Annotated in this window: 22 protein-coding genes; 18 read left to right on the forward strand and 4 right to left on the reverse strand. The window is 71.1% G+C overall.

Translation table 11 applies throughout. The features are described 5' to 3' along the window. Positions 1-2,580 (reverse strand): choice-of-anchor I family protein (locus tag RZO50_RS05725; protein WP_322598763.1); only part of this gene is annotated, 2,580 nt, incomplete at its 3' end. 212 nt (positions 2,581-2,792) lie between these two features. Between RZO50_RS05725 and RZO50_RS05730 the strand changes: the two genes are divergently transcribed. Genes RZO50_RS05730 through RZO50_RS05740 form a run of 3 tightly spaced genes read left to right on the forward strand, consistent with a single transcriptional unit; the run spans position 2,793 to position 5,628 of the window. Then, the gene (locus RZO50_RS05730) at positions 2,793-3,938 is read left to right on the forward strand and encodes an acyl-CoA dehydrogenase family protein (protein WP_322598764.1); all 1,146 of its coding nucleotides are present in this window, start codon (positions 2,793-2,795) and stop codon (positions 3,936-3,938) included. Beyond that, the gene (mmsB, locus tag RZO50_RS05735) at positions 3,935-4,855 is read left to right on the forward strand and encodes a 3-hydroxyisobutyrate dehydrogenase (protein WP_322598765.1); all 921 of its coding nucleotides are present in this window, start codon (positions 3,935-3,937) and stop codon (positions 4,853-4,855) included. The genes RZO50_RS05730 and mmsB overlap by 4 nt, the downstream gene beginning before the upstream one ends. Continuing rightward, on the forward strand, positions 4,852-5,628 hold the full coding sequence (locus RZO50_RS05740) for an enoyl-CoA hydratase (protein WP_322598766.1): 777 nt from the start codon (positions 4,852-4,854) through the stop codon (positions 5,626-5,628). Before mmsB ends, RZO50_RS05740 begins: the two co-directional genes overlap by 4 nt. Positions 5,629-5,747: 119 nt before the next feature. Here the strand turns inward: RZO50_RS05740 and RZO50_RS05745 are convergent, their stop codons facing one another. Further along, positions 5,748-6,284: a MarR family winged helix-turn-helix transcriptional regulator gene (locus tag RZO50_RS05745; RefSeq protein WP_322598767.1), complete on the reverse strand. Its 537-nt coding sequence runs from the start codon at positions 6,282-6,284 to the stop codon at positions 5,748-5,750. Positions 6,285-6,378: 94 nt separating this feature from the next. Between RZO50_RS05745 and RZO50_RS05750 the strand changes: the two genes are divergently transcribed. The 6 genes from RZO50_RS05750 to RZO50_RS05775 all read left to right on the forward strand — a co-directional run bounded on the left by RZO50_RS05750 (position 6,379) and on the right by RZO50_RS05775 (position 12,629). Further along, complete coding sequence (locus tag RZO50_RS05750; RefSeq protein ID WP_322598768.1) at positions 6,379-7,155, forward strand: electron transfer flavoprotein subunit beta/FixA family protein; 777 nt, start codon at positions 6,379-6,381, stop codon at positions 7,153-7,155. An 8-nt stretch (positions 7,156-7,163) separates the two neighbouring features. Then, positions 7,164-8,132 carry an electron transfer flavoprotein subunit alpha/FixB family protein gene (locus tag RZO50_RS05755; protein ID WP_322598769.1) on the forward strand — a complete coding sequence of 323 codons (969 nt, stop codon included), beginning with the start codon at positions 7,164-7,166 and terminating at the stop codon, positions 8,130-8,132. 5 nt (positions 8,133-8,137) lie between these two features. After that, positions 8,138-9,775 carry a cytochrome b/b6 domain-containing protein gene (locus RZO50_RS05760; RefSeq protein ID WP_322598770.1) on the forward strand — a complete coding sequence of 546 codons (1,638 nt, stop codon included), beginning with the start codon at positions 8,138-8,140 and terminating at the stop codon, positions 9,773-9,775. Positions 9,776-9,850: 75 nt separating this feature from the next. After that, on the forward strand, positions 9,851-11,107 hold the full coding sequence (locus RZO50_RS05765) for a sensor histidine kinase (RefSeq protein WP_322598771.1): 1,257 nt from the start codon (positions 9,851-9,853) through the stop codon (positions 11,105-11,107). After that, positions 11,095-11,781, forward strand: coding sequence for a response regulator transcription factor (locus tag RZO50_RS05770; RefSeq protein WP_322598772.1), 687 nt, complete (start codon positions 11,095-11,097; stop codon positions 11,779-11,781). Before RZO50_RS05765 ends, RZO50_RS05770 begins: the two co-directional genes overlap by 13 nt. Further along, positions 11,778-12,629: a hypothetical protein gene (locus RZO50_RS05775; protein WP_322598773.1), complete on the forward strand. Its 852-nt coding sequence runs from the start codon at positions 11,778-11,780 to the stop codon at positions 12,627-12,629. The genes RZO50_RS05770 and RZO50_RS05775 overlap by 4 nt, the downstream gene beginning before the upstream one ends. A 24-nt stretch (positions 12,630-12,653) precedes the next feature. Here RZO50_RS05775 and cofE read toward each other — a convergent pair whose 3' ends face one another. Both cofE and RZO50_RS05785 read right to left on the reverse strand, forming a co-directional pair. Further along, positions 12,654-13,418: a coenzyme F420-0:L-glutamate ligase gene (cofE, locus tag RZO50_RS05780; RefSeq protein WP_322598774.1), complete on the reverse strand. Its 765-nt coding sequence runs from the start codon at positions 13,416-13,418 to the stop codon at positions 12,654-12,656. A gap of 2 nt (positions 13,419-13,420) precedes the next feature. After that, positions 13,421-13,927: a GNAT family N-acetyltransferase gene (locus tag RZO50_RS05785; RefSeq protein WP_322598775.1), complete on the reverse strand. Its 507-nt coding sequence runs from the start codon at positions 13,925-13,927 to the stop codon at positions 13,421-13,423. Between the two features lie 152 nt (positions 13,928-14,079). Here RZO50_RS05785 and RZO50_RS05790 point away from each other — a divergent pair, with 152 nt between their 5' ends. The 9 genes from RZO50_RS05790 (at position 14,080) to rocD (ending at position 24,548) form a co-directional block, all read left to right on the forward strand. After that, entirely contained in the window at positions 14,080-14,640 is a 561-nt protein-coding gene (locus RZO50_RS05790; RefSeq protein WP_322598776.1) for a thioesterase family protein, read from the forward strand. A 52-nt stretch (positions 14,641-14,692) separates the two neighbouring features. Beyond that, positions 14,693-18,415, forward strand: a complete 3,723-nt coding sequence (locus RZO50_RS05795; protein WP_322598777.1) for a bifunctional proline dehydrogenase/L-glutamate gamma-semialdehyde dehydrogenase — start codon at positions 14,693-14,695, stop codon at positions 18,413-18,415. Positions 18,416-18,621: 206 nt separating this feature from the next. Beyond that, the gene (locus tag RZO50_RS05800; protein WP_322598778.1) at positions 18,622-18,825 is read left to right on the forward strand and encodes a hypothetical protein; all 204 of its coding nucleotides are present in this window, start codon (positions 18,622-18,624) and stop codon (positions 18,823-18,825) included. A gap of 165 nt (positions 18,826-18,990) precedes the next feature. Continuing rightward, the gene (locus RZO50_RS05805; protein WP_322598779.1) at positions 18,991-20,235 is read left to right on the forward strand and encodes a D-arabinono-1,4-lactone oxidase; all 1,245 of its coding nucleotides are present in this window, start codon (positions 18,991-18,993) and stop codon (positions 20,233-20,235) included. 239 nt (positions 20,236-20,474) lie between these two features. Beyond that, positions 20,475-20,915, forward strand: coding sequence for a hypothetical protein (locus RZO50_RS05810; protein ID WP_322598780.1), 441 nt, complete (start codon positions 20,475-20,477; stop codon positions 20,913-20,915). Next, positions 20,909-21,127 (forward strand): helix-turn-helix transcriptional regulator, encoded by a 219-nt coding sequence (locus tag RZO50_RS05815; RefSeq protein WP_322598781.1) that lies wholly within the window; start codon positions 20,909-20,911, stop codon positions 21,125-21,127. Before RZO50_RS05810 ends, RZO50_RS05815 begins: the two co-directional genes overlap by 7 nt. Next, on the forward strand, positions 21,124-22,179 hold the full coding sequence (locus RZO50_RS05820; RefSeq protein WP_322598782.1) for an NAD(P)-dependent alcohol dehydrogenase: 1,056 nt from the start codon (positions 21,124-21,126) through the stop codon (positions 22,177-22,179). Before RZO50_RS05815 ends, RZO50_RS05820 begins: the two co-directional genes overlap by 4 nt. A gap of 255 nt (positions 22,180-22,434) precedes the next feature. Next, complete coding sequence (ddaH, locus tag RZO50_RS05825; protein WP_322598783.1) at positions 22,435-23,322, forward strand: dimethylargininase; 888 nt, start codon at positions 22,435-22,437, stop codon at positions 23,320-23,322. Then, positions 23,319-24,548, forward strand: a complete 1,230-nt coding sequence (gene rocD / locus RZO50_RS05830) for an ornithine--oxo-acid transaminase (RefSeq protein WP_322598784.1) — start codon at positions 23,319-23,321, stop codon at positions 24,546-24,548. The genes ddaH and rocD overlap by 4 nt, the downstream gene beginning before the upstream one ends. Positions 24,549-24,562 lie beyond the last annotated feature (14 nt).

The following is a 24,562-nucleotide window of genomic DNA, read 5'->3' on the forward strand; positions in this document are numbered from 1 at the left end:
CGCGGCATCGACGATCGCGGCGACCTCGGGGTCGGCCGGGTACAGCGGGGTGCCACCGTCGGTCAGCGGAACCACCGAACCCTCGATCGAGACCAGCTCCTTCGTCTCGGTGTCCACCGAGATCTCCAGCAGACCCAGTGCCTTGCCGTACTCCAGCGCCTGGATCACCGGACGCTCACCACCACCGGGGGTGGGGAGCATGCACGCGTACTCCTGGTGGGTGTGACCCGACGCGATCGCGTCGATGTCGTCCGAGGCGCCCGCGACGAGCTTCGAGTAGTCGGTGTCGTCGGAGATGAGCGACTCGCACGCGTCGGTGGCCGCACCATCGTGGGTGAGCAGGATGATCACATCCGCAAGGTCCCCCTCGGTGATCTCCGCCGCGACCCGGTTGGCCGCGACGAGCTGGTCACCGAACTCGATGTCGGCGATCCCGTCGGGGGAGACCATCACCGCGGTGTCCGGGGTGACCGTGCCGATGAACGCCACGCGCACGCCGTCGACATCCTGAACGGAGTACTCCTCGAGCACCGGGTTCTCGGTGCCCTTCGCGTACACGTTCGCCCCCAGGCTGTACGTCGCACCCGCCGCCGCGTCACCGGCACCGAAGCGCGGGGTCGCGGTGTCGAGCAGGAAATCGAAGCCCTTGTCGAACTCGTGGTTACCCACCGCACCCAGATCCAGGCCCGCCTCGACCAGCGCATCGATCGAGGGCAGATCATCCTGCGACGCCGACGTGAACGTCGACCCGCCGATGTTGTCACCAGCCGACACGAACAACGTGTTCGGATTCGCCGCCTCGAACTCCGCGACCGCACCACCGATCACCGCAGCACCCGCGACACCGTACGAATCACCCTCCAGACGACCGTGGAAATCGTTGATCGTCAACACCTGGATCTCGGTGGTCTCGGGAGCGAGCAGGTCGGTGATCCCGAAGACGGTGGTGGTGCCGGAGACCTCGTTGCCGACGATCAGCGCCGGCTCACCGGTGGGGGAGTCCGCCGCGGCGACGAAGGCGAGGCCCTCGGGCCCGAGATCGCCCGCGGCGGACGACTCGGCGTCGGCCGAGACGTCGCGGTTGTTGACGTAGGTCACGAACTCGGCGGCGGCCGGAGTGGTGATGTCGTAGACCATCACGCCACCGACCCGCTCGAGGCCGATGAAGGCGTAGGTGCGGTCCCCGACCTCGCCGATCACGACGCCCTCGGGCTCGGGGCCCTTCGCGTCGCTGCGGCTGTCGAAGTCGCCGGCGTCGTTGTCGTCGTTGCTGAAGTTGAACGAGCCCGGCGCGGCGGCGGCGGTGATCTGCTCGAAGTCGTCACCCGAGTCGAACACCTGGGTGCCGTCGGTCGACCAGATCGAGAACGAGCGAGCGCCGTGGGCGTAGAGCGCGCTGTAGCAGTCGCCCTCCTCGTCGAAGCCGAGCTCGGTGGTCACCTCGAGGCGGCCGAGGTCTTCGTCTTCGGTGAGCGCCGCGGCGGGGGAGTCGGCGCACACGTCGAGGTCCTTCACGCGCTCCGGCTCGACGTAGTCACCCCACTCGCGCGCGTCACCCTCGTTGGCCGTCACGAGGTAGGAGCTGCCGTTCGCGGCGAAGATGTCCATGCCGTCGGGCTGGTACATGCCGAACAGGCCCGCGTAGGTGTCGATGTTGACCGTCGAGGCGTCCTCGGGGTCGCGGTCGCTCGCGTCGAGGCCGTTGCCCGCGACGGAGTGGTCCTTGAAACCGAGCGCCCAGATGTCCTGCACCGTCGCCGAGGCGAGGTCGACCACGGCGATGGCATTGTTCTCCTGCAGGGCTGCGTACGCGACGTCGCCGTCGATGGCGATGTATTCCGGCTCGAGGTTGCGCGAGACCGGCAGGTCGGATTCGGGGGTCGGGCCGAAGACCCGCACGTCTTCTGGGAGGGTCTTGCCGCCGTCGGCCTCGTAGGCGCGGAAGTCGGCGGTGCGCACGTCGCCCTGCGCGGGCGCGGTCTTCGTCGACGGCAGGGTCACGACGCCGATCGACCCCTCGGGGTCGCTCGTGTAGTCGTCAGCCGGCTCGCCTTCGTTGGCCACCACGGCGTACGTGCCGTCCGCCGAGATCGCCACCATGTCGGGGAGGGCGCCGACGGTCACGGAGCCGAGGACGGCGGAGGCCTCATCCGCGGCGTCGGCGTCGAAGAACACCAGCGATCCCGCCGCGGTCTTGTCTTCGGCCTCGAAGGCGATGACGCCGAGGCCGTCTTCGCGGACGGCGACCGAGTTCGCGGTGCCGGTCGAGGCGATCGCGAACAGCTCGGTCATCGCGGTGGGGTCGGACCAGTCGAGCACGCTGACGCTGCCGGCCTGCGCGTTGACGACGAAGAGCCGGTCACCGTGGGTGGCGACGATCTCCGCGGCGGACTCGTCGAAGACGCCGGTCTCGAAGCTGCCCAGCGGCGTCAGCGCGAGCGAGGCGTCCTCGGCGGAGTACGTCACGGGGGAGGGGACCACCGCGGCGCCGGCCGCCGTGATCGGAACGAGGGCGAGCGCACAGGTGGCTGCTGCCGTGGTGGCAACGGCGACCGCGCGTCTGAACGTGGCTGAAGACATGACCGTCCTGACGGGTGTCGGGTGTGTGCAGGGATACCCGTCCGGTCTATTCGGGCCGGGTTGCCGTTGCGTGAACGGCCGGGCAACAAACGCCGCCGGCCCGCCAGCTATCGGAAGCCCTGGCAGATAGTTGGATGACCATCTAAAATGAACAGGATGATCTGCTCCGTGCCCAGAGCATGGTCGAATCTGACGCGATCAAAGGAGATCACATGTCGATGAGCACCATCGAGGAGCGCGCGGCCCTCGTCGGCGCGGTCCGCCAGTTCGCCCGCACCGAGATGGCGCCGCACGCCCTCGACTGGGATGCTGCGGGGCACTTTCCCCGCGACGTCCTGTATCGCGCGGGCGACCTCGGGCTCGGCGGCGTCTACGTCCGTGACGACGTCGGCGGCTCCGCCCTCTCGCGCGCCGATGCCGTCCTCATCTTTGAGGAACTGGCCGCGGCCGACCCCGCCGTCGCGGCGTACATCAGCATCCACAACATGGTCGCGTGGATGATCGACGCGTACGGCTCGGCCGCCCAGCGCGAGCAGTGGCTGCCGGGCCTGACCACCATGGCGGAGCTCGGCGGGTACTGCCTCACCGAGCCGGGGGCGGGGTCGGATGCCGCGGCGATCGCCACCAGCGCGATCCGGTCGGACGACGGCTACGTGCTCACGGGTGTGAAGCAGTTCATCTCGGGCGGCGGCGTGGCCTCGGTGTATGTCGTCATGGCACGGACCGGAGAACCCGGCGCGCGCGGGATCACCGCCTTCCTCGTCCCCGGTGACGCTCCCGGCATGTCGTTCGGACCCCCCGAGAAGAAGATGGGGTGGAACGCGCAGCCGACCACCCAGGTGATCCTCGACGAGGTGCGGGTCCCCGCCTCGGCTGTGCTCGGAGGCGAGGGGAACGGGTTCCGGATCGCCATGTCGGCGCTCAACGGCGGCCGCATCAACATCGCCGCGTGTTCCCTCGGCGGGGCGCGCTCGGCGCTCGAGAAAGCCACCCGTTACGTGCACGAGCGCTTCACGTTCGGGGAGCCGCTCGCCGAGAAGCAGGCGGTCGTGTTCGCCCTCGCCGACATGGCCACCGACCTGCGCGCCGCGCGCGCGATGGTGCGAGATGCGGCCGGGGCCCTCGACGACCGGGCGGACGACGCGGCGATGCAGTGCGCGATGGCCAAGCGGTTCGCCACCGACGTCGGGTTCCGCGTCGCCAACGACGCGCTGCAGCTGCACGGGGGGTACGGCTACCTGCACGACTACGGCATCGAGAAGATCGTCCGCGACCTGCGGGTTCACCAGATCCTGGAGGGGACCAACGAGATCATGCGGATCATCATCGGTCGCGAACTGCTGGGGGCGGGAAAATGAACATCGCGTTCCTCGGCCTCGGGCACATGGGCCTGCCCATGGCCCGGAACCTCGCGGCGGCCGGTCACGTTGTCCTCGGCTTCGATGTGGCCGCGCCGGCGCGCGAGGCGGCGCGGGCGGCGGGGCTCGACGTGGTCGACGACGCGGCCGGTGCGGTCGCCGACGCGGATGTCGTGCTGACGATGTTCGCGACCGGAGGGCAGGTCATCGACGCCTATCGGGGTTCCGGCGTCGGTCCGGGGCTCCTCGAGGCGGCCCCGACCGGCATCCTCTTCGTGGACTGTTCGACGATCGCCGTCGACGAAGCCCGCACCGCGCACGCCCTCGCGGAGGCGGCCGGCCACCGCAGCGTCGACGCCCCCGTGTCCGGCGGTGTCGTGGGAGCCGAGAACGCATCGCTGGCGTTCATGGTCGGCGGTGCGGCCGCCGACGTCGAGGCGGCCCGTCCGCTGCTGGAGACCATGGGGGCCCGTGTGGTGCACTGCGGCGGTCCGGGGCTCGGGCAGGCCGCCAAGGTCTGCAACAACATGATCCTCGCGGCCTCGCAGATCGTCGTGGCCGAGGCGTTCGTTCTGGCCGAACGCCTCGGGCTGTCTCACCAGGCGCTGTTCGACGTCGCGTCGCACGCGTCGGGTCAGTGCTGGGCGCTGACGACCAACTGTCCGGTGCCCGGCCCCGTGCCCACCAGTCCCGCCAATCGGGACTTCGCGCCCGGGTTCGCCGGCGCACTCATGGACAAGGACCTCGGGCTCGCCGAGAAGGCGGTGGAGCTGACCGGGGTGGACGCGCGAATGGGGATGCTGGCCCGTGCGGTGTACCGCGAGTTCGTCGACGGGGGTGGGGGCACCCGGGACTTCTCGGGCATCATCGATAGCGTCCGCGCCCAGTCCGACGACGTCAGGAGCCGCCCCGCATGATCGACTACGACACCATCCGTTCCGAGACCCGCGGACGCGTCGGCTGGATCACCCTCCACCGTCCCGAGGCACTCAACGCGCTGAACACCACCGTGATGCGCGAGGTCGTCGATGCGGCCACCCGCTTCGACGACGACGAGCGCATCGGCGCGATCGTGCTGACCGGCTCGGAGAAGGCGTTCGCCGCGGGCGCCGACATCAAGGAGATGGCCGACAAGTCCGGCCGCGAGATGACGATGGACGATCATTTCGGTCAGTGGTCCCGTTTCGCGCAGCTGCGCACCCCGGTCGTCGCCGCCGTCTCGGGGTACGCGCTCGGGGGCGGGTGCGAACTCGCGATGATGTGCGATGTCATCCTCGCCGCCGACACCGCTCGTTTCGGCCAGCCCGAGATCAACCTCGGGGTCATCCCCGGCATGGGCGGCACGCAGCGTCTGCTGCGCGCGATCGGGCCGTACAAGGCCGCCGAGCTCATCCTCACCGGCCGCATGATGGACGCGGACGAAGCGGAGCGATCGGGCCTCGTCTCACGCGTCGTGCCCGCCGCCGACCTCCTCGACGAGGCGGAGAAGACCGCGACGACCATCGCCGGGAAGTCGCTGCCGTCGCTGTACGCGGCCAAAGCCGCCCTCGCCGCCGCGCAGGAGTCGTCGCTGTCCGAGGGGCTGCGCTATGAGAAGCAGGCGTTCGCCGCGCTGTTCGACACCGACGACCAGAAGGAGGGCATGGCCGCCTTCCGCGAGAAGCGCGCACCGCGTTTCACCCACCGCTGATGGCGCTCCCCGCATCCGCGCACTCCTGCCCGGTGGCTGCCAGACCCGGGCGCGCGTCCGAAACCCGCGCGCGTGCGCCCCGGTCTCGGACGCAGGGCAGGGTGTGGATGCGCGTCGCGTCAGAGCGGGTCGGGCACCGGCCGCGGGTCGGTGAAGTCGCCCGCGTCCTTGCGCAGGCGGGCGATGATGCTCGCCAGTTCCTCCGCGTCGCCGTCGTCGAGCCCCACGTGCTCGAACACGTCGGCGTTCAGGGCGGCCGTGGCCCGTTCGACCACGTCACGACCGGCGTCGGTGATCACGAGCATCGCCGCGCGCCCGTCGACGGGGTGTGGTTCGCGCGCGGCGAGGTCGGCGCGCACGAGTCGGTCCACCGTGTTGGTCACACTGGTGGGGTGCACCTGGAGGCGCGCGATCGCGCTGGCCATCGGCATCCGGCCCTCGCGGGTGAAGGCGAGCAGGCGCAGCATCTCGTAGCGTGCGAACGACAGTCCGTACGGCTTCAGCGCCGCGTCGATCCGGGCCATGAGGATCTGCTGGGCGCGGACCACCGAGGTGACCACCGACATGCCGGTCGCGGCCTCGGCCCAGCCGTGAGCCACCCACTGGCGCTTCGCCTCAGCCAGCGGATCGATCGGCAGGGGGCGCTGTCGGGCCATCGTCCACCTCCGATTCGTCCTCTCCACGGTAGCCCAGCGGGCGGCCCCACTCTCGTCCACGCTTAGACTCGACACGTCGAAGGAGCGCACCCGAATGAAGATCGTCGTCCTGGTCAAGGAAGTCCCGGATACCTACGGAGATCGCACGCTCGATCTCGAGACCGGTCTGGCCCAGCGTGACGCCGGCGACCGGGTGCTCGACGAGATCGGCGAGCGCGCGCTCGAAGCGGCGCTGTCCCATGCCGACGCCACCGCAGACGTCGAGGTGGTGCTGCTGTCCATGGCGCCGGAAGCCGCCACGACGTCGCTGCGCCGCGGGCTGGCGATGGGTGCGGGGTCGGCGGTGCACGTGGTCGACGAGGGCCTCATCGGCGCGGATCTGGGACTCACGGCCCAGGTGCTCGCGGCCGCACTCGAACGTATCGGCTTCGACCTCGCCATCACCGGGAACCTCTCCACCGACGGCACCGGCGGCGTTCTGCCGGCGATGATCGCCGAACTGCTCGACGTCCCCGCCGCCACCGCCCTGACCACCGTGCGGATCGGCGACGGCGAGGTCGCGGGTATCCGCGCGAGCGACACCGGCACGGTGGAGGTCGCCGCGGCCCTGCCCGCCGTCATCTCCGTCACCGAGGCCCTCCCCGACGCCCGCATGGCCAACTTCAAGGGCATCATGGCGGCGAAGAAGAAGCCGTTCGAGACCCTCTCGCTCGATGACCTCGGCATCGACCCGCTCGACCCGGAATGGTCGCGGTCGATCATGATCGCCGTTTCGGAGAAGCCGCCGCGCGAGGCGGGCGTGAAGATCGTCGACGAGGGCGATGCCGGCCAGAAGCTGGCTGACTTCCTTATCGAGAACCGACTGGCATAGGGAGCGACATGGCTGAATACGCGAAGGACGCGGTCCTCGTCCTCCTCGAGGTGACACCCTCGGGCGACGTGACCATGTCGGCTGCCGGACTCCTCGGCGCCGCGGCGCAGGTGGGGACGCCGGTGGCGCTGGTGGTGGGCGACGAGAAAGCGGCACGGGAGGCCGCGGCGCTCGGCGCGGGAACCGTGCTGGTCGCCCCGCGCGGAGACGGCCTGACCGTGGCGGTGGTCGACGCGCTGTCGGCGGCCATCGACCTCGTCGACCCGGACGCCGTCCTCACCGCGCACTCGATCGAAGGTCGCGAAGCGGCCGGACGCCTGGCGGCCCGGCGTCGCTCGGGATTGTGCGTCGACGCGGTCGGGGTCTCGCGCGACGAAGAGGGCGTGATCGCCCACCACTCCGTCTACGGCGGCGCCTACAACGTCGACGCGTCGGTCACGTGGGGCGCCCCCATCATCACCGTGCGGCAGGGCTCCATCGACGCCCGTGCCGAGGCCGTCGCCGATCCGGTCGTGGAGATCCTCGAGGTGGCCCCGTCGGGCCGGAAGGCGGCCACGGTCGGGGCGTTCGCCGAAGCGGCGGTGTCATCGTCGCGGCCCGAGTTGCGCGGCGCAGCGAAGGTCGTCTCCGGAGGGCGCGGCCTCGGGTCGGAGGAGAAGTTCGAGCTGGTCGAGCAGCTCGCCGACGCCCTCGGCGCGGCGGTGGGGGCGTCCCGCGCCGCCGTCGACGCCGGCTACGTACCCGCATCGTTCCAGGTCGGGCAGACGGGTGTCTCGGTGTCGCCGCAGCTGTATGTCGCGCTGGGCATCTCCGGGGCGATCCAGCACAAAGCCGGCATGCAGACGGCCAAGACCATCGTCGCCATCAACAAGGACGGCGATGCGCCCATCTTCGACATCGCCGACTTCGGTGTGGTCGGCGACCTGTTCACGGTCGTGCCGCAGCTCATCGCTGCGCTCGAGGCCAAGAAGAAGTAGCGCGCATGACCACCTCCCCGCGCACCCTGCGACGCGGCTTGCCGCGGCATCCCGGCGGTGAGGCGTGGCCGCCGGCCGATGCGCCGCTTCCGCCGTCGGATGCGGCGGATGTCTCGAGCGCGGACGGGGCGGATGCGACGGCGGAGCAGGGTGCGGGGGTGCATGGTGCGGCTCCGCAGTCGCATTCTGCGGAGCGGGGAGCAGAGCCTCGCGCCGCGTCGAGGCGGCGCCGCGGACTGCCGCGGGTACGCGGCGGCGAGCCGTGGCCGCCTGCGACCGCTTCGGTCGCGGTATCGGCGGATGCCGGATCGCCGACAGCCGCGACCGAACCGCTCCCGCCGACGGTGGCGTCCGCCGCGGCCCCCGTGGCGGCGGTGACCCCCGGCTCGGCGTCTCCCGCGCTCGGCACGCATGCCGCAGTGATCACCGTCCGGCGCGGGCTGCCCCGCACCAACGGCGGTGACCCGTGGCCTCCGGCCGATGTCGCACCGGCACCTGCGGTCTCCGCGCGTCCCACGGAGTCCGACCCCACCGTCACCACCGCGTCCGATGTCACCGTATCCGGGTCGCCGACCGCGCAGGCTCTCCCCTCCCCGGAATCCGACGCACCCGCCCCGGCGGTGGCGGCCCGCGCCGACCTGTCGCGTCCGCTGCCGTTCACGCGCACCGTCTGGCCGGGGCGCGCACCGCGCTCGGCACCTCCTGCGCCCGAAGCGCGCCGCGTCGGTCCCTTCACCCGCCTGCAGTGGGCAGGGGCGGTGCTCGTCGGCGGTATCGGGATCGTCTACGCGGCCGGCATGCTCGTCCTCGCCATGCGCTGGTTCGCCAGCACCGAGCCGATGCAGGCGTTCCTCACCGCGTTCCCCGGCGAGTACCACCTGCCGGACGGGGCGCCGGTCGGTCTTCCCGCGTGGCTCGGTTGGCAGCACTTCTTCAACGTCTTCCTCATGGTGCTGATCATCCGCACCGGACTCCGCGTTCGCACCGAGAAGCGGCCCACCGCGTTCTGGGCACCCCGTACCGATCCCAAGCGCAAGATCAGTCTGAACCTGTGGTTCCACCAGTCCCTCGACATCCTCTGGGTCGTCAACGGACTCGTCTTCGTCGTCCTGCTGTTCGCGACGGGGCAGTGGATGCGGATCGTGCCGACCTCGTGGGAGGTCTTCCCCAACGCGCTGTCGGCCGCGATCCAATACCTCACCCTCGACTGGCCCACCGAGAACGGCTGGGTGAACTACAACAGCCTGCAGCAGCTCGCCTACTTCACCACCGTCTTCGTCGCCGCCCCGCTGGCGATCATCACCGGTGTGCGGATGTCGGGCATCTGGCCCTCGGGGAACAAGGCGCTGAACCGCGCCTACCCGGTGGAGTGGGCGCGCGCGCTGCACTTCCCTGTGATGCTCTTCTTCGTCCTGTTCATCTTCGTCCACGTCGTGCTCGTGCTCTCCACCGGTGCCCTGCGCAACCTCAACCACATGTACGCGGCGCAGGGGACCGTCGACCCCGGCGCGTACGCGGACAACTGGACCGGCTTCTGGATCTTCGCCGCCTCGCTCGTGGTGATCGCCGGGGCCTGGGTCGCGGCTCGCCCCCTCGTGCTGGCCCCGATCGCGCGCCTGTTCGGCACCGTCTCGGGCCGCTGACCGGGGGATAACCCCCGCCCGGGTCTCCGGATCGCACGGGCGCGGCGACGAGGGCGCGGTCGTAGCGTTGTCGACATGACCACTCCCGACTCCCCACCCGGACGCCGGCCTGCCGCCCCCGCGATGATCGCCGGGTCCCTGGCGCAGCTCGCCGCGCTCGGTGTGATCGGCCCCGCCGTGTTCACCGTGCTGTTCACCCTGCTGGGGACCGGCCTGTCGCTGGTGCCGATCATCGGCATCGGGCTGCTGGTGCTGTACGTGCTCGTCTACGCCATGTACGCCACCGCCTGGCTCGAGTACGCCCGCGTCGACGGGCTGTACGGCCTCGAGCTCGCGCCCGTCCGGGTGCGTCGCTCCGCCCGCCCGGGCTTCGGGGGCTTCCTCCGGATGGTGTGGGCGCAATTCACCGACCCCATCGTGTGGCGCGGCATCGCCAGCATCGCCGTCTCCACCGTCCTGGGCCTTCTCGTCCTGCCCCTGCTCACCGCCGTGGTCACCGGTCTGGCCGGTGCGTTCACTCCGCTGTTCTCCGCCGGTCCGATGCGCCTGTTCGGCGTGGAGCTCGCCGCGGCCGTCGCCGTGCCCGTCGGTATCGTCGGAGCGCTCGCCGCCGCAGCGGCACTCGTCGGCATCGCGATCCTCCACGGCATCCTCGGCCGTGCCATCCTCGTGCCCTCGCGGGAGGCGCAGCTGGCGCACGAAGCCCGCCTCTCGCAGGAGCAGCGCGCCGGTGCCGTGCGGTCTGCCGAGGTCGAACGCACCCGCATCGAACGCGACCTGCACGACGGCGTCCAGCCGCGGCTCGTCTCGGTCGGCATGACCCTCGGCCTGGCCCAGCAGAAGGTCGACGATGATCCGCAGGCCGCGAAGGCGCTCATCGCCGAGGCGCACACCTCGACGAAAGCGGCCATCACCGAGCTCCGGCAGCTGGCCCGCGGCATCCACACCTCGGTGCTCGACGACCGCGGACTCGATGCGGCCCTCTCCGCCCTCGCGGCGCGCTCGCCTGTGCCCGTCACCCTCGATGTGCGCACCCCGGGTCGGTGCGGTCCCGGCGCGGAAGCGGCGGTGTACTTCGTCATCGCCGAGTCGCTCACCAACGCCGCCAAGCACTCCCGCGGCACCGAGGCGCGCGTGCTCGTGCGGATGCGCGAGGATGCCACGCTGTGGGCCCGGGTCGAAGACAACGGGGTCGGCGGGGCGCGCGTGCTTCCCGGCGGGGGCCTGGACGGCATCGCCAACCGCGTGCTCGGCGTCGGCGGCACCTTCCGCCTCGACAGCCCCGCCGGCGGCCCGACGACGGTGGAGGTGACGGTCCCGTGCGCATCCTGATCTGCGAGGATTCGGCGCTCCTACGCGAGGGGCTCGTGCGGTTGCTCGTCGATGCCGGCCACCAGGTCGTCGCGGCCTTCCCCGACGCGAGCGGTGTCGAAGACGCCGTCGTCGACACGACGCCGGACCTGTGCATCCTCGATGTCCGCCTTCCTCCGACACGCACCGACGAGGGCATCCGCGCAGCCCTGCGCCTGCGCGCCGCCGACCCCCGGCTTCCGGTGCTCGTGCTCTCGCAGTACGTCGAGGAGCGCTACGCCAGCGATCTCATCGCCGGCAAGGGCGGCGCGCTCGGCTACCTCCTCAAGGACCGCGTCGCCGATGTCGGCGAGTTCGTCGAGAGCGTCGAGCGGATCGGCGCGGGCGCGACCATCCTCGACCCGGAAGTCGTCGCCCAGCTCCTGTCTCGTCGCACCCTGGACGCACGGATGAGCCGCCTCACCGACCGGGAGGCGAGCGTGCTGGCCCTCATCGCCGAGGGGAAGTCGAACCACGCCATCGCCCGGACGCTGTTCGTGAGCGAAGGCAGCGTCGAGAAGCACATCACCGCCGTCTTCCAGAAGCTCGATCTGGAACAGGACGAGTCCGGGAACCGCCGCGTTCTGGCGGTGCTCGCCCATCTCGAACACGGCGGTCCCGCAACCGGGACCACGCAGACAGGAGACCCGTCATGACCGACACCCTCACGCCCCCTCCCACGCCGTCGCCGTCGCCGCCGCCCCCGTCCCGGACCCGCGCGTCGTCGACGGTCATCGCGATCCTGACCATCGCGTTGGGGGCGGCCATTCTGCTCGGCGCACTGGTGGCGGCATCCTTCCGCGCCGTGGGCTCCGCGATGCTCGAGGATGCCTCCCACACCGCCGATGCGGTCGGCGTACGCGACCTCGACCTGGACATCACGGCGGCAGATCTGCGCGTGGAGTTCGCCGACGTGACGCAGGCGCGCCTCGACGTCTCGCAGGGGGCGGCCGCCGACCAGTGGCGCCTGGTGCGGGACGGGGACCGGCTCTCCGTCTCGACCCCGTCGGAGTTCTTCGGTCTCCGGTGGATGTTCGGCGGCAACGGCGACGCGGTGCTGGTGCTTCCCGAGCGCCTTGAGCGCGCCGGCATGGACGCAACCCTCGATCTCGCGGCGGGACGCATCATAGCCGACGCCGACTGGGGCGATGTCGCGCTCTCGATCAGCGCGGGAGAGGTCGACCTCGCGGGCAGCGCCGACACCATCGCCGCCGACGTCAGTGCCGGCTCCGCCGACATCGACGTGACGGACGTTACGGACGCGCGCTTCGATGTCAGTGCCGGCGAGATCGTCGCGCGGATGGGCGGGGAGGCCCCCGACGAGGTGCAGGTCGCCGTCAGCGCCGGCTCCCTGCGGGTCGTGGTGCCCGACGAGGTGTACGCGGTCGACATCGATGTCTCGGCAGGCGATGTCACCAATCGCCTGCAGACCTCGCCGTCGTCTCCCCACCGGATCACCGGCGATGTCTCGGCGGGCGATGTCCGCCTCACCCCCGCAGACTGACCACGCAGACGGCGCGTCGCGCGGTCAGGACCGGGCGGCGCGACCGGCGGCGAGGCCGTCGGCGTACGCCTCGTCGGCGCCCTGTCGGAACATGTCCCGCTCGGCCGGGCGCACGATCGAGCGGGCCCCGGGAAGGTCGAGGTCGCCGACGAGATCGGAACGTCCGCGGGCGACGGCCACCGGCATCCGCCACGCCTTGCCCTTGACGAGGTCGGCGGCGGCGGCGATCTCATCGGCCACACACGGCTGCGTCACCACGAGCGGGCGCCCCTCCGCGTCGGTCTGCCCGCGGAGGTCCTCGAAGACGTGCACACCGGCCGCACCGATCGCGTGATCGGTCTGCCCCTCGCGCCAGGCGCGACCCAGGGTGTCGGTCACGATCACACCGATCCGCACGCCGACGCGTTCGCGCAGGCCGGCGGCGATCCGCCGCGCGGAGGCGTCCGGATCCTCCGGGAGCAGCAGCACCGTGCCGTCGGGGGTGTTCGACGCGTCGACGCCGGCGGCGGCCGACACGATCCCCAGCGGATTCTCCACGATGCGGGTGACGTGGCCGGTCGGGCTCGTGCGCGAGGCGACCACCCGCACCGTCTGCGAGGTGATGGCGTCTTCGCGGTCGTCTGCGCGGATGATGCGCCCCTCGGCCTTGGAGACGATCTTCGAGGTCACGACCACGATGTCGCCGTCCCTGAGCGGCTCGGCGCGCGCGGCGGCGTCGCCGATCATCTGCACCAGATCGTCACCGGGTGAGACCTCGGGGATGCCCTCGAGGGCCCACACCTGCAGCACGATCAGCGGACGAAGCGGACCTCGGTCAGCGTCTCGCCGAGGAAGGGCTCGGTGTGGGTGGCGCCGTCGAGGGTGAATCCGTTCCGGGTGTAGAAGCGGTGCGCGCGGGGGTTGTCCTCGGCGACCCACAGGTACAGCGGCTCGTCGGCGGGAACCACCGCGTCGAAGAGCTTCTGGCCGATGCCGGTGCCGTGCCATGCGTCGAGCAGGTAGATGAAGTACAGCTCGCGGTTGCGCACCGCGTCCTTGTCGCGGGCGGGACCCGAGCCGGCGAACCCGACGATCTGCCCGTCGACGAGCGCGGCGAACATCTTGAAGTCCTCGCCCTGCACGGCCCAGTGCGTCCACAGCTCCGCGAGGCGACGCGGCGAGACCTTCTCCAGCGCGGCCTTGCTGATGAGGTGGTCGTACGTCTCGTGCCAGCACGTGGCGTGCACACGGCCGAGGTCGACCGCGTCGACGTCGCGGACTGGACGGACGACGATGTCGGTCTGCAGTTCGGATTCCATGCCAGGACTCTACGCTCGGGTGGTTCGGGCCGGAAATCCGGGGGTGAACGCCGGGAGACGACCCGGGGAACGGGATGCGCGCACCTCCCCGCGCTGTGGGGTTCCGACAACCGGATCGCGGGATCTGTCGTGGGTCGCTACGATCGGCCCTCGTGAATGTGTGGTGGCGCACCCTCCTGACGATCCTTCTCGCGCGACGGCGACTGCGTCGCGAGGGGAGGATGAACCCGAGCGCGGTGGGACGTATCCGGTTGACGACGTTGCCGACCGACATCGACATCCTCCAGCACATGAACAACGGCCGGTATCTGTCGCTGTTCGACCTCGGTCGATGGGACCTGCTGACCCGGACGGGTCTGCTCGGGGCCATGCGGGATCACGGCTGGTACGCGGTGGTCTCCGCCGAAACGGTCACCTTCCGCAAGTCCCTGAACCTCTGGCAGCGCTTCGACGTCGAGTCGCGGCTCATCGGCCACGACGACCGTGCCGTCTACCTCGAACACCGCGCCGTGGTCGACGGGGAGATCTACGCGCGAGCCATCATCCGTGCGCGCATGATGAAGCGCAGCGGCGGCACCCTCTCCCACGAAGAGCTCTTCGGCGCCGTCGGCCGCCCGGAGGGCATCCCCGACGTGGACGAATGGGTCCACGACTGGGCGTCTGCGTCGGCCCTGCCCTCCACCCGTCGCGAGGCTCCGAGCATCTGGGCCTGAACCGCCCGGATCGGTCCTCGGATCCGGGCCCGCACGGACGTAGGCTTCGCGTATGTCCCAGCCCTCACACACGACGTCACAAGCGTCGTCCGACAGCCTCACCGACCGCGCCGTCGCGCTCGCCGAGCGCTGGACCCGCGAATCCGCCGAGGTCCAGGTCGACCCGGCCGCGGAGCGCCTCGCGGGGGTCCTCAAGGACACCAACGGCCTGCCCTTCACCCTGGGGTTCGTCGACGGCGTGATGCGGCCGGAGAGCCTCGGTGCCGCGGCGTCCCGCCTCAACCGGATCGCACCGCTGGTCCCCGAGTTCCTGCCTTGGTACCTGCGCGGCGCCGTGCGCGTGGGCGGGGCCGTCGCTCCGGTGCTGCCGTCCCCCGTCGTGCCGATCGCGCGTCGCGTGCTGCGCGAGATGGTGGGGCACCTCGTGGTGGATGCGCGTCCCGACAAGCTCGGTCCCGCGATCGCGCGTCTGCGCGAATCCGGGGCGCGGCTGAATCTCAATCTGCTCGGCGAGGCCGTGCTCGGCGAGGGGGAGGCGAGGCGGCGGCTGGAAGGCATCCACGATCTCATCCGGCGTCCCGACGTCGACTACGTCTCGGTCAAGGTGTCTGCGATCGTCAGCCACATCTCGATGTGGGCCTTCGACGAGGTCGTCGACACCGTCGTCGAACGCCTGCGACCGCTGTACCTGTCGGCTGCATCCGACCACACCTTCATCAACCTCGACATGGAGGAGTACCGCGACCTCGACCTGACCATCGCGGTCTTCACACGCATCCTCGAAGACCCCCGGTTGAGAGACCTCGAAGCGGGCATCGTGCTGCAGGCCTACCTGCCGGATGCGCTTCCGGCGCTGCAGCAGCTCACGGCATGGGCACGCCGACGTGTGGCCGAGGGCGGCGCGCGTATCAAGGTGCGCCTGGTCAAGGGGGCGAACCTGGCGATGGAGCGGGTGGATGCGCTCATGCACGGGTGGGAGCAGGTCACCTACGACACCAAGGTCGACACCGACGCGAACTACGTGCGGTGTCTCGACCACGCGCTCCGGCCGGAGAACACCGAGGCGGTCCGCGTGGGCGTCGCCGGACACAATCTGTTCCACATCGCCTATGCGTGGCTGCTCGCGGAGGAGCGCGGCGTGACCGAGGACCTCGAGATGGAGATGCTGCTCGGCATGGCCCAGGGCCAGGTCGCCGCGGTCGCCCGCGAGGTCGGACACGTCCTGCTGTACGTGCCGGTCGTGCGTCCGGACGAGTTCGACGTGGCCATCAGCTATCTCGTGCGGCGGCTCGAGGAGAACGCGTCGAGCGAGAACTTCCTGTCCGCGGCCTTCGAGATCGCCGACGACCCCGACCTGTTCGCGCGGGAACGCGACCGGTTCCTCGCCTCCGTGGACCGCGCCGCAGACGCCGCGCTGCCGGTCGGACCGAACCGCGTCCAGGACCGCGGGGCCACCGCGGCGGCGGGCGCGCGCGGCGATGGCGCCCCGCGCGCGGTGCTGCGCGAGCCGGAGCCGCCCACTGAGGCGGGCGAGGCGGGCCTCACGCAGGCCGTGCTCGGCATCGCCCGCTCCTCCGGTGAGGACGGCGACCCGGATGCCGCGCCGTTCGCGTCGTTCGGTGACGCGGTGCGCTTCGGCGGCGAGGCATTCGTCGACACCGCCGTGTTCTCCGACCGCGAGCGCCGCACCCTCGCACCCGCCGCCGGAGCGCCGGGGTTCGCCAACACCCCCGATACCGATCCCGCGCTGGCGAAGAATCGCGCGTGGGCGGCCGACATCCTCACCCGGGTGGGTCGCTCGACGGCCGGCGACGCGACCGTTGCGGCATCGCGCGTCAGCGACGCCGATGAACTCGAGCGGATCGTGCAGCGGGTGCGGGATGCCGCACACGCGTGGGGCGCCCGGCCCGCCGCCGAGCGGGCCCAGGTGCTGCAGGCGGCCGCGCGCGCCCTCGAGGCGCGACGCGCGGAGCTCATCGAGGTCGCCGCATCGGAGACGGGGAAGGTCTTCGCCGAAGCCGACGTCGAGGTCAGTGAGGCGGTGGACTTCGCGAACTACTACGCGGCGACCGCGCGCGAACTCGACCGGGTCAGCGGCGCGGTCTTCCTCCCCTCGAGCCTCACCGTGGTCGCACCGCCGTGGAACTTCCCGATCGCGATCCCCGCCGGCGGGGTCCTCGCCGCTCTCGCAGCGGGCTCGGGCGTCGTGTTCAAGCCGGCACCGCCCTCGCGGCGGTGCGCCGCCGTCGTCGCCGAGGCCCTGTGGGAAGCGGGGGTCCCGCGCGGAGTGCTGGCGTACGTCGACATCGACGAGGGCGAGCTCGGCCGGCAGCTGATCGCGCATCCCGACGTCGACCGCGTCATCCTCACCGGCGCGTGGGACACCGCCGCGCTGTTCCGGTCGTGGCGCCCCGACCTGCCGCTGCTGGCGGAGACGAGCGGCAAGAACGCGATGATCGTGATGCCCTCCGCCGATCTCGATCTGGCGGCATCCGACCTCGTCAAGAGCGCCTTCGGACACGCCGGGCAGAAGTGCTCGGCGGCGTCGCTGGCGATCCTCGTCGGGCCGGTGGGGCGCTCGCAGCGGTTCTCCCGGCAGCTCGTCGACGCCGTCCGATCGCTGCGTGTCGGTCCGCCGACGGACCCGCTCGCCGAGGTCGGCCCGCTCGTCGAGGCTCCGCAGGGCAAGCTCGAGTGGGCGCTGACGACCCTCGACGAGGGTGAGCAGTGGCTGGTCGAGCCGACCCTGCTCGACGCGGGACCCGCGTACGACGGGCGGCTGTGGACACCCGGCGTCCGCGTCGGGGTGCAGCCCGGATCGCGCGTGCACCTCGAGGAGTTCTTCGGGCCCGTGCTCGGCATCATGCACGCCTCGTCGCTGGCCGAGGCGATCCAGATCCAGAACGCCGTCGCCTACGGACTGACCGCGGGGCTGTACACGCAGAGCCCCGACGACCTGGACGTCTGGCTCGAGAGCGTGCAGGCCGGCAACCTCTACGTCAACCGGGGGATCACCGGTGCGATCGTGCAGCGCCAGCCCTTCGGCGGGTGGAAGCGGTCGTCGGTGGGGCCGGGCACGAAGGCCGGCGGACCGAACTACCTCATCGGGTTGGGCGCGTGGCGTCCGACCCCCGGCGGGGCGGGATCCCAGACGCTGCACCTGAAGGGCCTCGACTCGCGCATCACCGCCGTGATCGAATCCGCCCAGCCGTCGCTGTCCTACGACGCGTTCGACTGGTTGCGCCGCGGGGCGCTGTCGGATGCGGTGGCGTGGAGCCGAGAGTTCGGACAGGTCCGCGACGTGTCGGGCCTCGGGGTCGAGCGCAACCTGTTCCGGTACCGTCCGGTCGATGTCGCCGTGCGTGCCGCGGGGGATGCGACCTGGCAGGCGCTGCTGCGGGTGATCGTCGCCGGTATCCGCTCCGGGTCCCGCATGACCGTCAGCGCGCCGGTCGGACTGCCGGTCGAGGTGCGTCGGACCCTCGACGACCACGGCGTGACCGTCTACGTCGAGAATGACGACGAGTGGATCCAGCGGATGACGCGGCCGAACCGCCCGCCGCGTGCGCGGCTGGTGGGTACCCGCGATTCGCTGCCGCCGCTGCACCGCGCGCTCGCCGAGGGTGTCGGCGGCGATCCGGATCTCGCGGTGTACGACAGCGAGGTCACCACGGCGGGACGCATCGAACTGCTGCCGTTCCTGCACGAGCAGGCCATCACGATCACCGCGCACCGTTTCGGCAACCCCGACCCCTGGTCCGAGTCGGTCATCTGACCCGCCCGGGCCGGCCGCCTCCGCGGGCTGCGCGGGGTGGGGATCGTCGCCGGCGCACCCGCGGCACGGGCGTCGCGGAGGTGGCGGATCCCCGGGGCCGTGCTCGAGGCGGAGCGCGTCGACGGCCGAGAAGGTGCCGCCGGCTGGGGGCGGCGGAGATGCCGCGGACCGGCCCACCGCGGTCGGGGCGGGCGTAGCCTGGGCGCATGGCGATCGGCATCTGGCTTCCCGTGGCGCTGCTGGTCGCCGCGCTCTCGGGTGCGGCCGCGTGGCGTGGCCGTCGTGCCCGGCGGGCCGACCGTGCGCGCAACGACATGGTCCGGGCGGGGCAGAGCGGATCCGCCGACCCGTCCGAAGCCTCGCTCCGCGCCCAGGGCAACGCCGCCTGGATGCGCATGGGCGGCATGTAGCCCCTCCGCCCCCGGCTCGCGCCGGCAGCATCCTCACCTCGATGTCGGAGAACCCGCCCGATGTCGGAGGATCTGGGCCGCATCATCCGACATCGGGGTGATTCTCCGACGTCGACGGTTTCGAAACCCGCGCGTCCCGGGCCGGGGCCGTGCTGGAATGAGGGCATGAGCGAACGCAACTGGGCCGGGAACGTCACGTATCGGGCTCGGGAGATCGTGCGCCCCGCCTCCGTCGACGAGCTCACCGGGATCCTCGCCCGCGAACCGCGCGTGCGGGTGCTCGGCAGCCGGCACTCGTTCAGTCGCATCGCCGATACCGCGGGCGTGCTCGTGTCGCTGTCCGCGATGCGGGGCGAGGTCGAGGTGGATGCCGCGGCCGGTCGCGCGCGCGTGCCGGCCGGTCTGCGACACGGAGACCTGGTGCCGGCGCTGGAGGCCGCCGGCGTCGCCCTCGCGAATCTCGCGTCCCTCCCGCACATCTCGGTGGCCGGAGCCGTGCAGACCGGGACGCACGGATCGGGCGACCGCATCGGAGCTCTGGGAACCCAGGTCGCGGCCGTCGAGATGGTCACCGCCGCGGGGGAGACCCTCGTGCTGCGGCGCGGTGATGACGACTTCGCCGGCGCGGTGGTCGGCCTGGGTGCGCTGGGCGTGATCACGCACCTCACCCTCGAGGTCGAGCCGGCGTACGAGATCGCTCAGACCGTGTTCGAGGGGGCGCGCTGGGACGACGTCCTGTCGCGCCTGGACGCCGTCACGGGCGCCGGTGACAGCGTCAGCATGTTCACGACGTGGCAGGACCCGGATGCGATCGGGCAGGTGTGGGTCAAGGCGCGGCCGGGGCGCGCCGACCACGACGCCCTGCGCGGGATCGGAGCCCGCCCCGCCGACGGTCCGCGGCATCCGCTGCCCGGCATCGATCCGACCCCGTGCACCGTGCAGGGCGGTGAACCCGGACCCTGGTTCGCGCGGCTGCCCCATTTCCGGCTCGAGTTCACCCCGTCCGCGGGCGACGAACTGCAGAGCGAGTACCTGGTCGATCGCGCGGATGCGCGCGAGGCCATCGACGCGCTGCGGGAGCTCGCGCCGCGGCTCGCGCCGGTGCTGCAGGTGTGCGAAGTGCGCACGATGGCCGGCGATGACCTGTGGATGAGCCCCGCGTACGGGCGCGACACCGTCGGGCTGCACTTCACGTGGGTGCCCGACCCCGATGCCGTGGGGGCCGTGCTGCCGCTCATCGAGGATGCGCTGCCGGCCTCGGCCCGCCCGCACTGGGGCAAGCTGTTCGCGATGGATTCCGCGACCCTCGCGCGGCGCTACCCGCGCTGGGACGACTTCACCGCGCTGCGCGATCGACTCGACCCCGACCGGCGGTTCGCCAACGACTACCTCATCTCCCTCGGTCTCTGAGCGGACCCGCCTGGCCCGTCCCGGGCATCCCGATGTCGGAGGATGTGCCGGATGTCGGAGGATCCGGTGCAGATCCTCCGACATCGGCACGAATGTCCGACGACGACGGGTGTCGAACGCGCCTGCCCGGCGGGTGGACGCCACGCCGCGGCTGTGGCGTGTAAAGAATTCTTGACATGCGTGGGCGTCACGGGCATCCTGAGAATGTCAAACATTCTGTACATGATCCGGAGGTCGCCATGGCGTATGCCGAACGCAACACCTGGGCGCAGCTGATCGCGAGCCTCGCCGGCACGATCGTCTACGTCGTCCTCGTCGCACCCGAGCTGTGGCGCGTCCCGATCGATGAGGTCGAGTGGGTGTGGCCGATGGTGTGGACGGTCGCCGGCGCGATCGTCTTGAGCATCGTCCTTTCGATCGGCTGGGGGATCCTGGCCGGCATGCGCGATCCGGAGGAGACGCACACGGCCGACCAGCGCGACCGCGAGATCGAGTGGTTCGGTGATCGCATCGGTGTGGCGTTCCTGGTGATCGGAGCGCTCGGCGCCCTGGTCCTGGCCATGCTCGATGTCGACACGATCTGGATCGGCAACGCGATCTTCTTCGGCTTCTTCCTCTCGGCCTTCATCGGTGGGATCGCGCGCCTGTCGGCCTACCGCGGGGGGTTCCCGCGATGGTGAAACCGACGAGGGTGACCAACAGCATCCGTCCGCTCCGTGAGGCGGCCGGGCTGACCCAGGCCGAACTGGCGCGTCGCATCGGCGTGACCCGGCAGACCCTCCTCGCCATCGAGCAGGGCAAGTACTCCCCGAGCCTCGAGCTCGCCTTCCAGATCTGCCGCGTCTTCGGAGTCGGTCTCGACGACGCCTTCCACTACCCGGAGGAATCATGAACGTCCCTGAGACGATGTCGGCGTGGGTCCAGCGCGCCTACGGCGAGGTGGATGCGGTCAGCCATCGGCAGGTTCCGACGCCACGGCCGGGTGCGGGGGAGGTGTTGCTGCGCGTGGGGGCGGCGGCGATCAACAACGGCGATGTGCGCATCATGCGCGGCGAGCCGTGGCTGGTGCGGTTGGCCTTCGGGATCCGGCGCCCGAAACAGCCGGTGCGGGGGATCGCCGTGGCCGGCACCGTCGTCGCGGCCGGACCCGACGTGACCGCGTTCGCCGTCGGGGATGAGGTGGTCGGCGAGCTCGGCGGGGGTGGCCTCGCAGACTATGCCGTGGCGACGGCGGATCGGCTCGTCCCGCGGCCCGAGGCGGTCTCGGTCGTCGACGCGGCGTCCCTCCCGGTGGCCGCGGTGACGGCCTCCCTCGCGCTGGATGCGGCAGGGGCTCCGCTCATCGATGACGCGCCGCCGCCCGAGGGCGGTGCGGACTCCCGTGAGGGTCGCGGCGTTCGGCGTGTCCTCGTGATCGGGGCGTCGGGTGGCGTCGGATCTTTCGCCGTGAAGCTGGCCGCCGCGCGCGGCGCCGAGGTGTGGGCCCTGTGCGGCGAACGCAATCGGGCGGTCGTCGAAGAGTGGGGCGCCTCGCGGTCGTTCGACTACCGGCGCGTGCAACCCGGGTCCGCCCAACTCGGCGGTGATTTCGACGCCGTGCTCGACATCGCCGGGACGGCATCGCTGAGCGCGCTCCGCGCCCTCGTCCGCGACGGCGGGGTCGTCGTCCTCGTCTCCGGGGAGGGCGGGCGACTGCTCGGACCGATCCCGCGCATCCTCGCAGCCGCCGTTCGCTCGATCGGCGCGCGACGCCCGCTCCGTCCGCTGGCGGCGGGGGCGCATCCGGAGATCATCGGGCAGATGCTCGAGCTCGTCGCAGACGGAACCCTGCGGCCGCACATCGAGCGCACCGTGTCGGCCGACGGCGCTGATCGGGCACTCGCCCACGTCGCCGCCGGGCACGCGGTCGGCAAGACGGTGGTCGTCGCGACGCGCCCATCCTGACGTCGGAGAATCGGCCCGATGTCGGAGGATGTCGTGGAGATCCTCCGACATCGGCGGGATTCTCCGACATCGACGTCGATGGGCGACCCGCGCCGAACGCTCCGAATCGCTTCTGTGCGGGGGACGAGGTCGTGCCACAATGGAATCCGGCGTGCCCGGGCCGCCGCTTCTCCTCGTGCGATCCACGGCGGGGACAGGACCGCCGGGCCTCTGGACAGCGTCCGCCGCCCCCTTCACTGAGGAGCGAAAATGTCCATGCATCACACCGCAACCGATCCGTCGAGCACCTCCGGGACCGAGCGCATCGCCCAGCACCGTCGGTACCTCATGTGCCGTCCGGAGCACTTCACGGTCAGCTACACCATCAACCCGTGGATGGAGCCGGCGAAGCCCACCGACACCGCCAAGGCCGTCCGGCAGTGGCAGGCGCTCTACGACACCTACATCGAACTCGGGCACGAGGTCGAGTTGATCGACCCGCTCGAGGGCCTGCCCGACATGGTCTACACGGCCAACGGGGGGTTCGTGATCGATGGCGTCGCGTACGGCGCCAAGTTCCGTTTCGCCGAGCGCGTTCCGGAAGGTCCTGCCTTCATGAAGTGGTTCGGTCGCAACGGGTTCGAGGTCGTCGACCCGCGCGAGGTCAACGAGGGCGAGGGCGACTTCCTGCTCGTCGGCGACACGATCCTCGCCGGCACCGGCTTCCGCTCCACCGGCGACAGCCACCGCGAGGTCGGGGAGGTGTTCGGTCGCGAGGTCGTCTCGCTGACTCTCGTCGACCCGCGCTTCTACCACCTCGACACCGCGATCGCCGTGCTCGACCCGGTGCAGGGCCCGGGCGGGGTCGACCACGCGAACATCGCCTACCTGCCGGGTGCGTTCGACGAGCCCAGCCGTGCGATCCTCGCCGAGCGGTACCCGGATGCGATCCGCGTCTCCGACGAGGACGGCTCGGTGTTCGGTCTGAACTCCGCCAGCGACGGCCGCAACGTCATCATCTCCCCGCGCGCGAAGGGCTTCGAAGCGCAGCTCCGCGAGCGCGGCTACAACCCGGTGCTGGTCGACCTGTCCGAGCTGCTGCTCGGCGGCGGCGGCATCAAGTGCTGCACCCTCGAACTGCGATCCAAGGAAACGCCGGTATGACCCCCGTCACCTCGCCCAGCCTCGACACCGCCACCATCCGCGTCATCGGCGCCGAAGACGAGCATCTCGCGCACAACTACCACCCGCTGCCGGTGGTCATCTCCCGCGGCGAAGGCGTGTGGGTCACCGACGTCGAGGGCAAGCGGTACCTCGACCTGCTCTCGGCGTACTCGGCGCTGAACTTCGGACACCTGCACCCGGCGCTCGTGGCCGTCGCGCAGGAACAGCTGCAGCGCCTCACGCTCACCAGCCGGGCCTACCACAACGACCAGTTGGTGGAATTCTCCTCGGGCCTGGCGAAACTGTGCGGCAAGGACCTCGTCCTCCCGATGAACACCGGTGCCGAGGCGGTCGAAACCGGTATCAAGGTCGCCCGTGCGTGGGCGTACCGCGTGAAGGGAGTGCAGACGGATGCGGCGCGCATCGTCGTCGTGGGCGGCAACTTCCACGGACGCACCACGACGATCGTCGGCTTCAGCGACGACCCGGATGCGCACGACGCGTTCGGACCGTATGGTCCGGGCTTCGTGCAGGTGCCCTTCGGCGATGCCGAGGCCATCGCGGCCGCAATCGACGAGAACACCGCTGCCGTGCTGATCGAGCCGATCCAGGGCGAGGCCGGAGTCGTCATCCCGCCGGAGGGGTTCCTGCGTCGCGTGCGGGAGATCTGCACCGAGAAGAACGTGCTGTTCATCGCCGACGAGATCCAGTCCGGCCTCGGCCGGGTCGGTGAGACCTTCGCGTGCGACCGCGAAGGCATCGTGCCCGATGTGTACCTGCTCGGCAAGGCGCTCGGCGGCGGCATCCTGCCGGTCTCGGCGGTCGTGGCCGACCGCGACGTACTCGGGGTCATCAAACCCGGCGAGCACGGATCGACCTTCGGGGGCAACCCCCTCGCCGCCGCCGTCGGAGCCCGCGTGGTCGAGATGCTCGCCTCGGGCGAGTTCCAGACCCGCGCCAAGGCGCTCGGCGAGCACCTCGAGGCGAAGCTGCAGGATCTCGTCGGAAACGGCGTGACCGCCATCCGCGTCGCCGGGCTCTGGGCGGGCGTCGACATCGATCCGAGCGTCGGCACGGGTCGAGAGGTCGCCGAGCGTCTGCTCACGCGCGGCGTGCTGGTCAAGGACACCCACGGCTCGACGATCCGCATCGCGCCGCCGCTGACGATCCGCGCGACCGAGCTGGACTGGGCGATCGAGCAGCTCAAGGTCGTCCTCGCCGGCTGAGCCGCCCGAGAGGG

It is taken from the genome of Microbacterium xanthum, from assembly GCF_034531355.1.
Classification (GTDB): Bacteria; Actinomycetota; Actinomycetes; order Actinomycetales; family Microbacteriaceae; genus Microbacterium; species Microbacterium xanthum.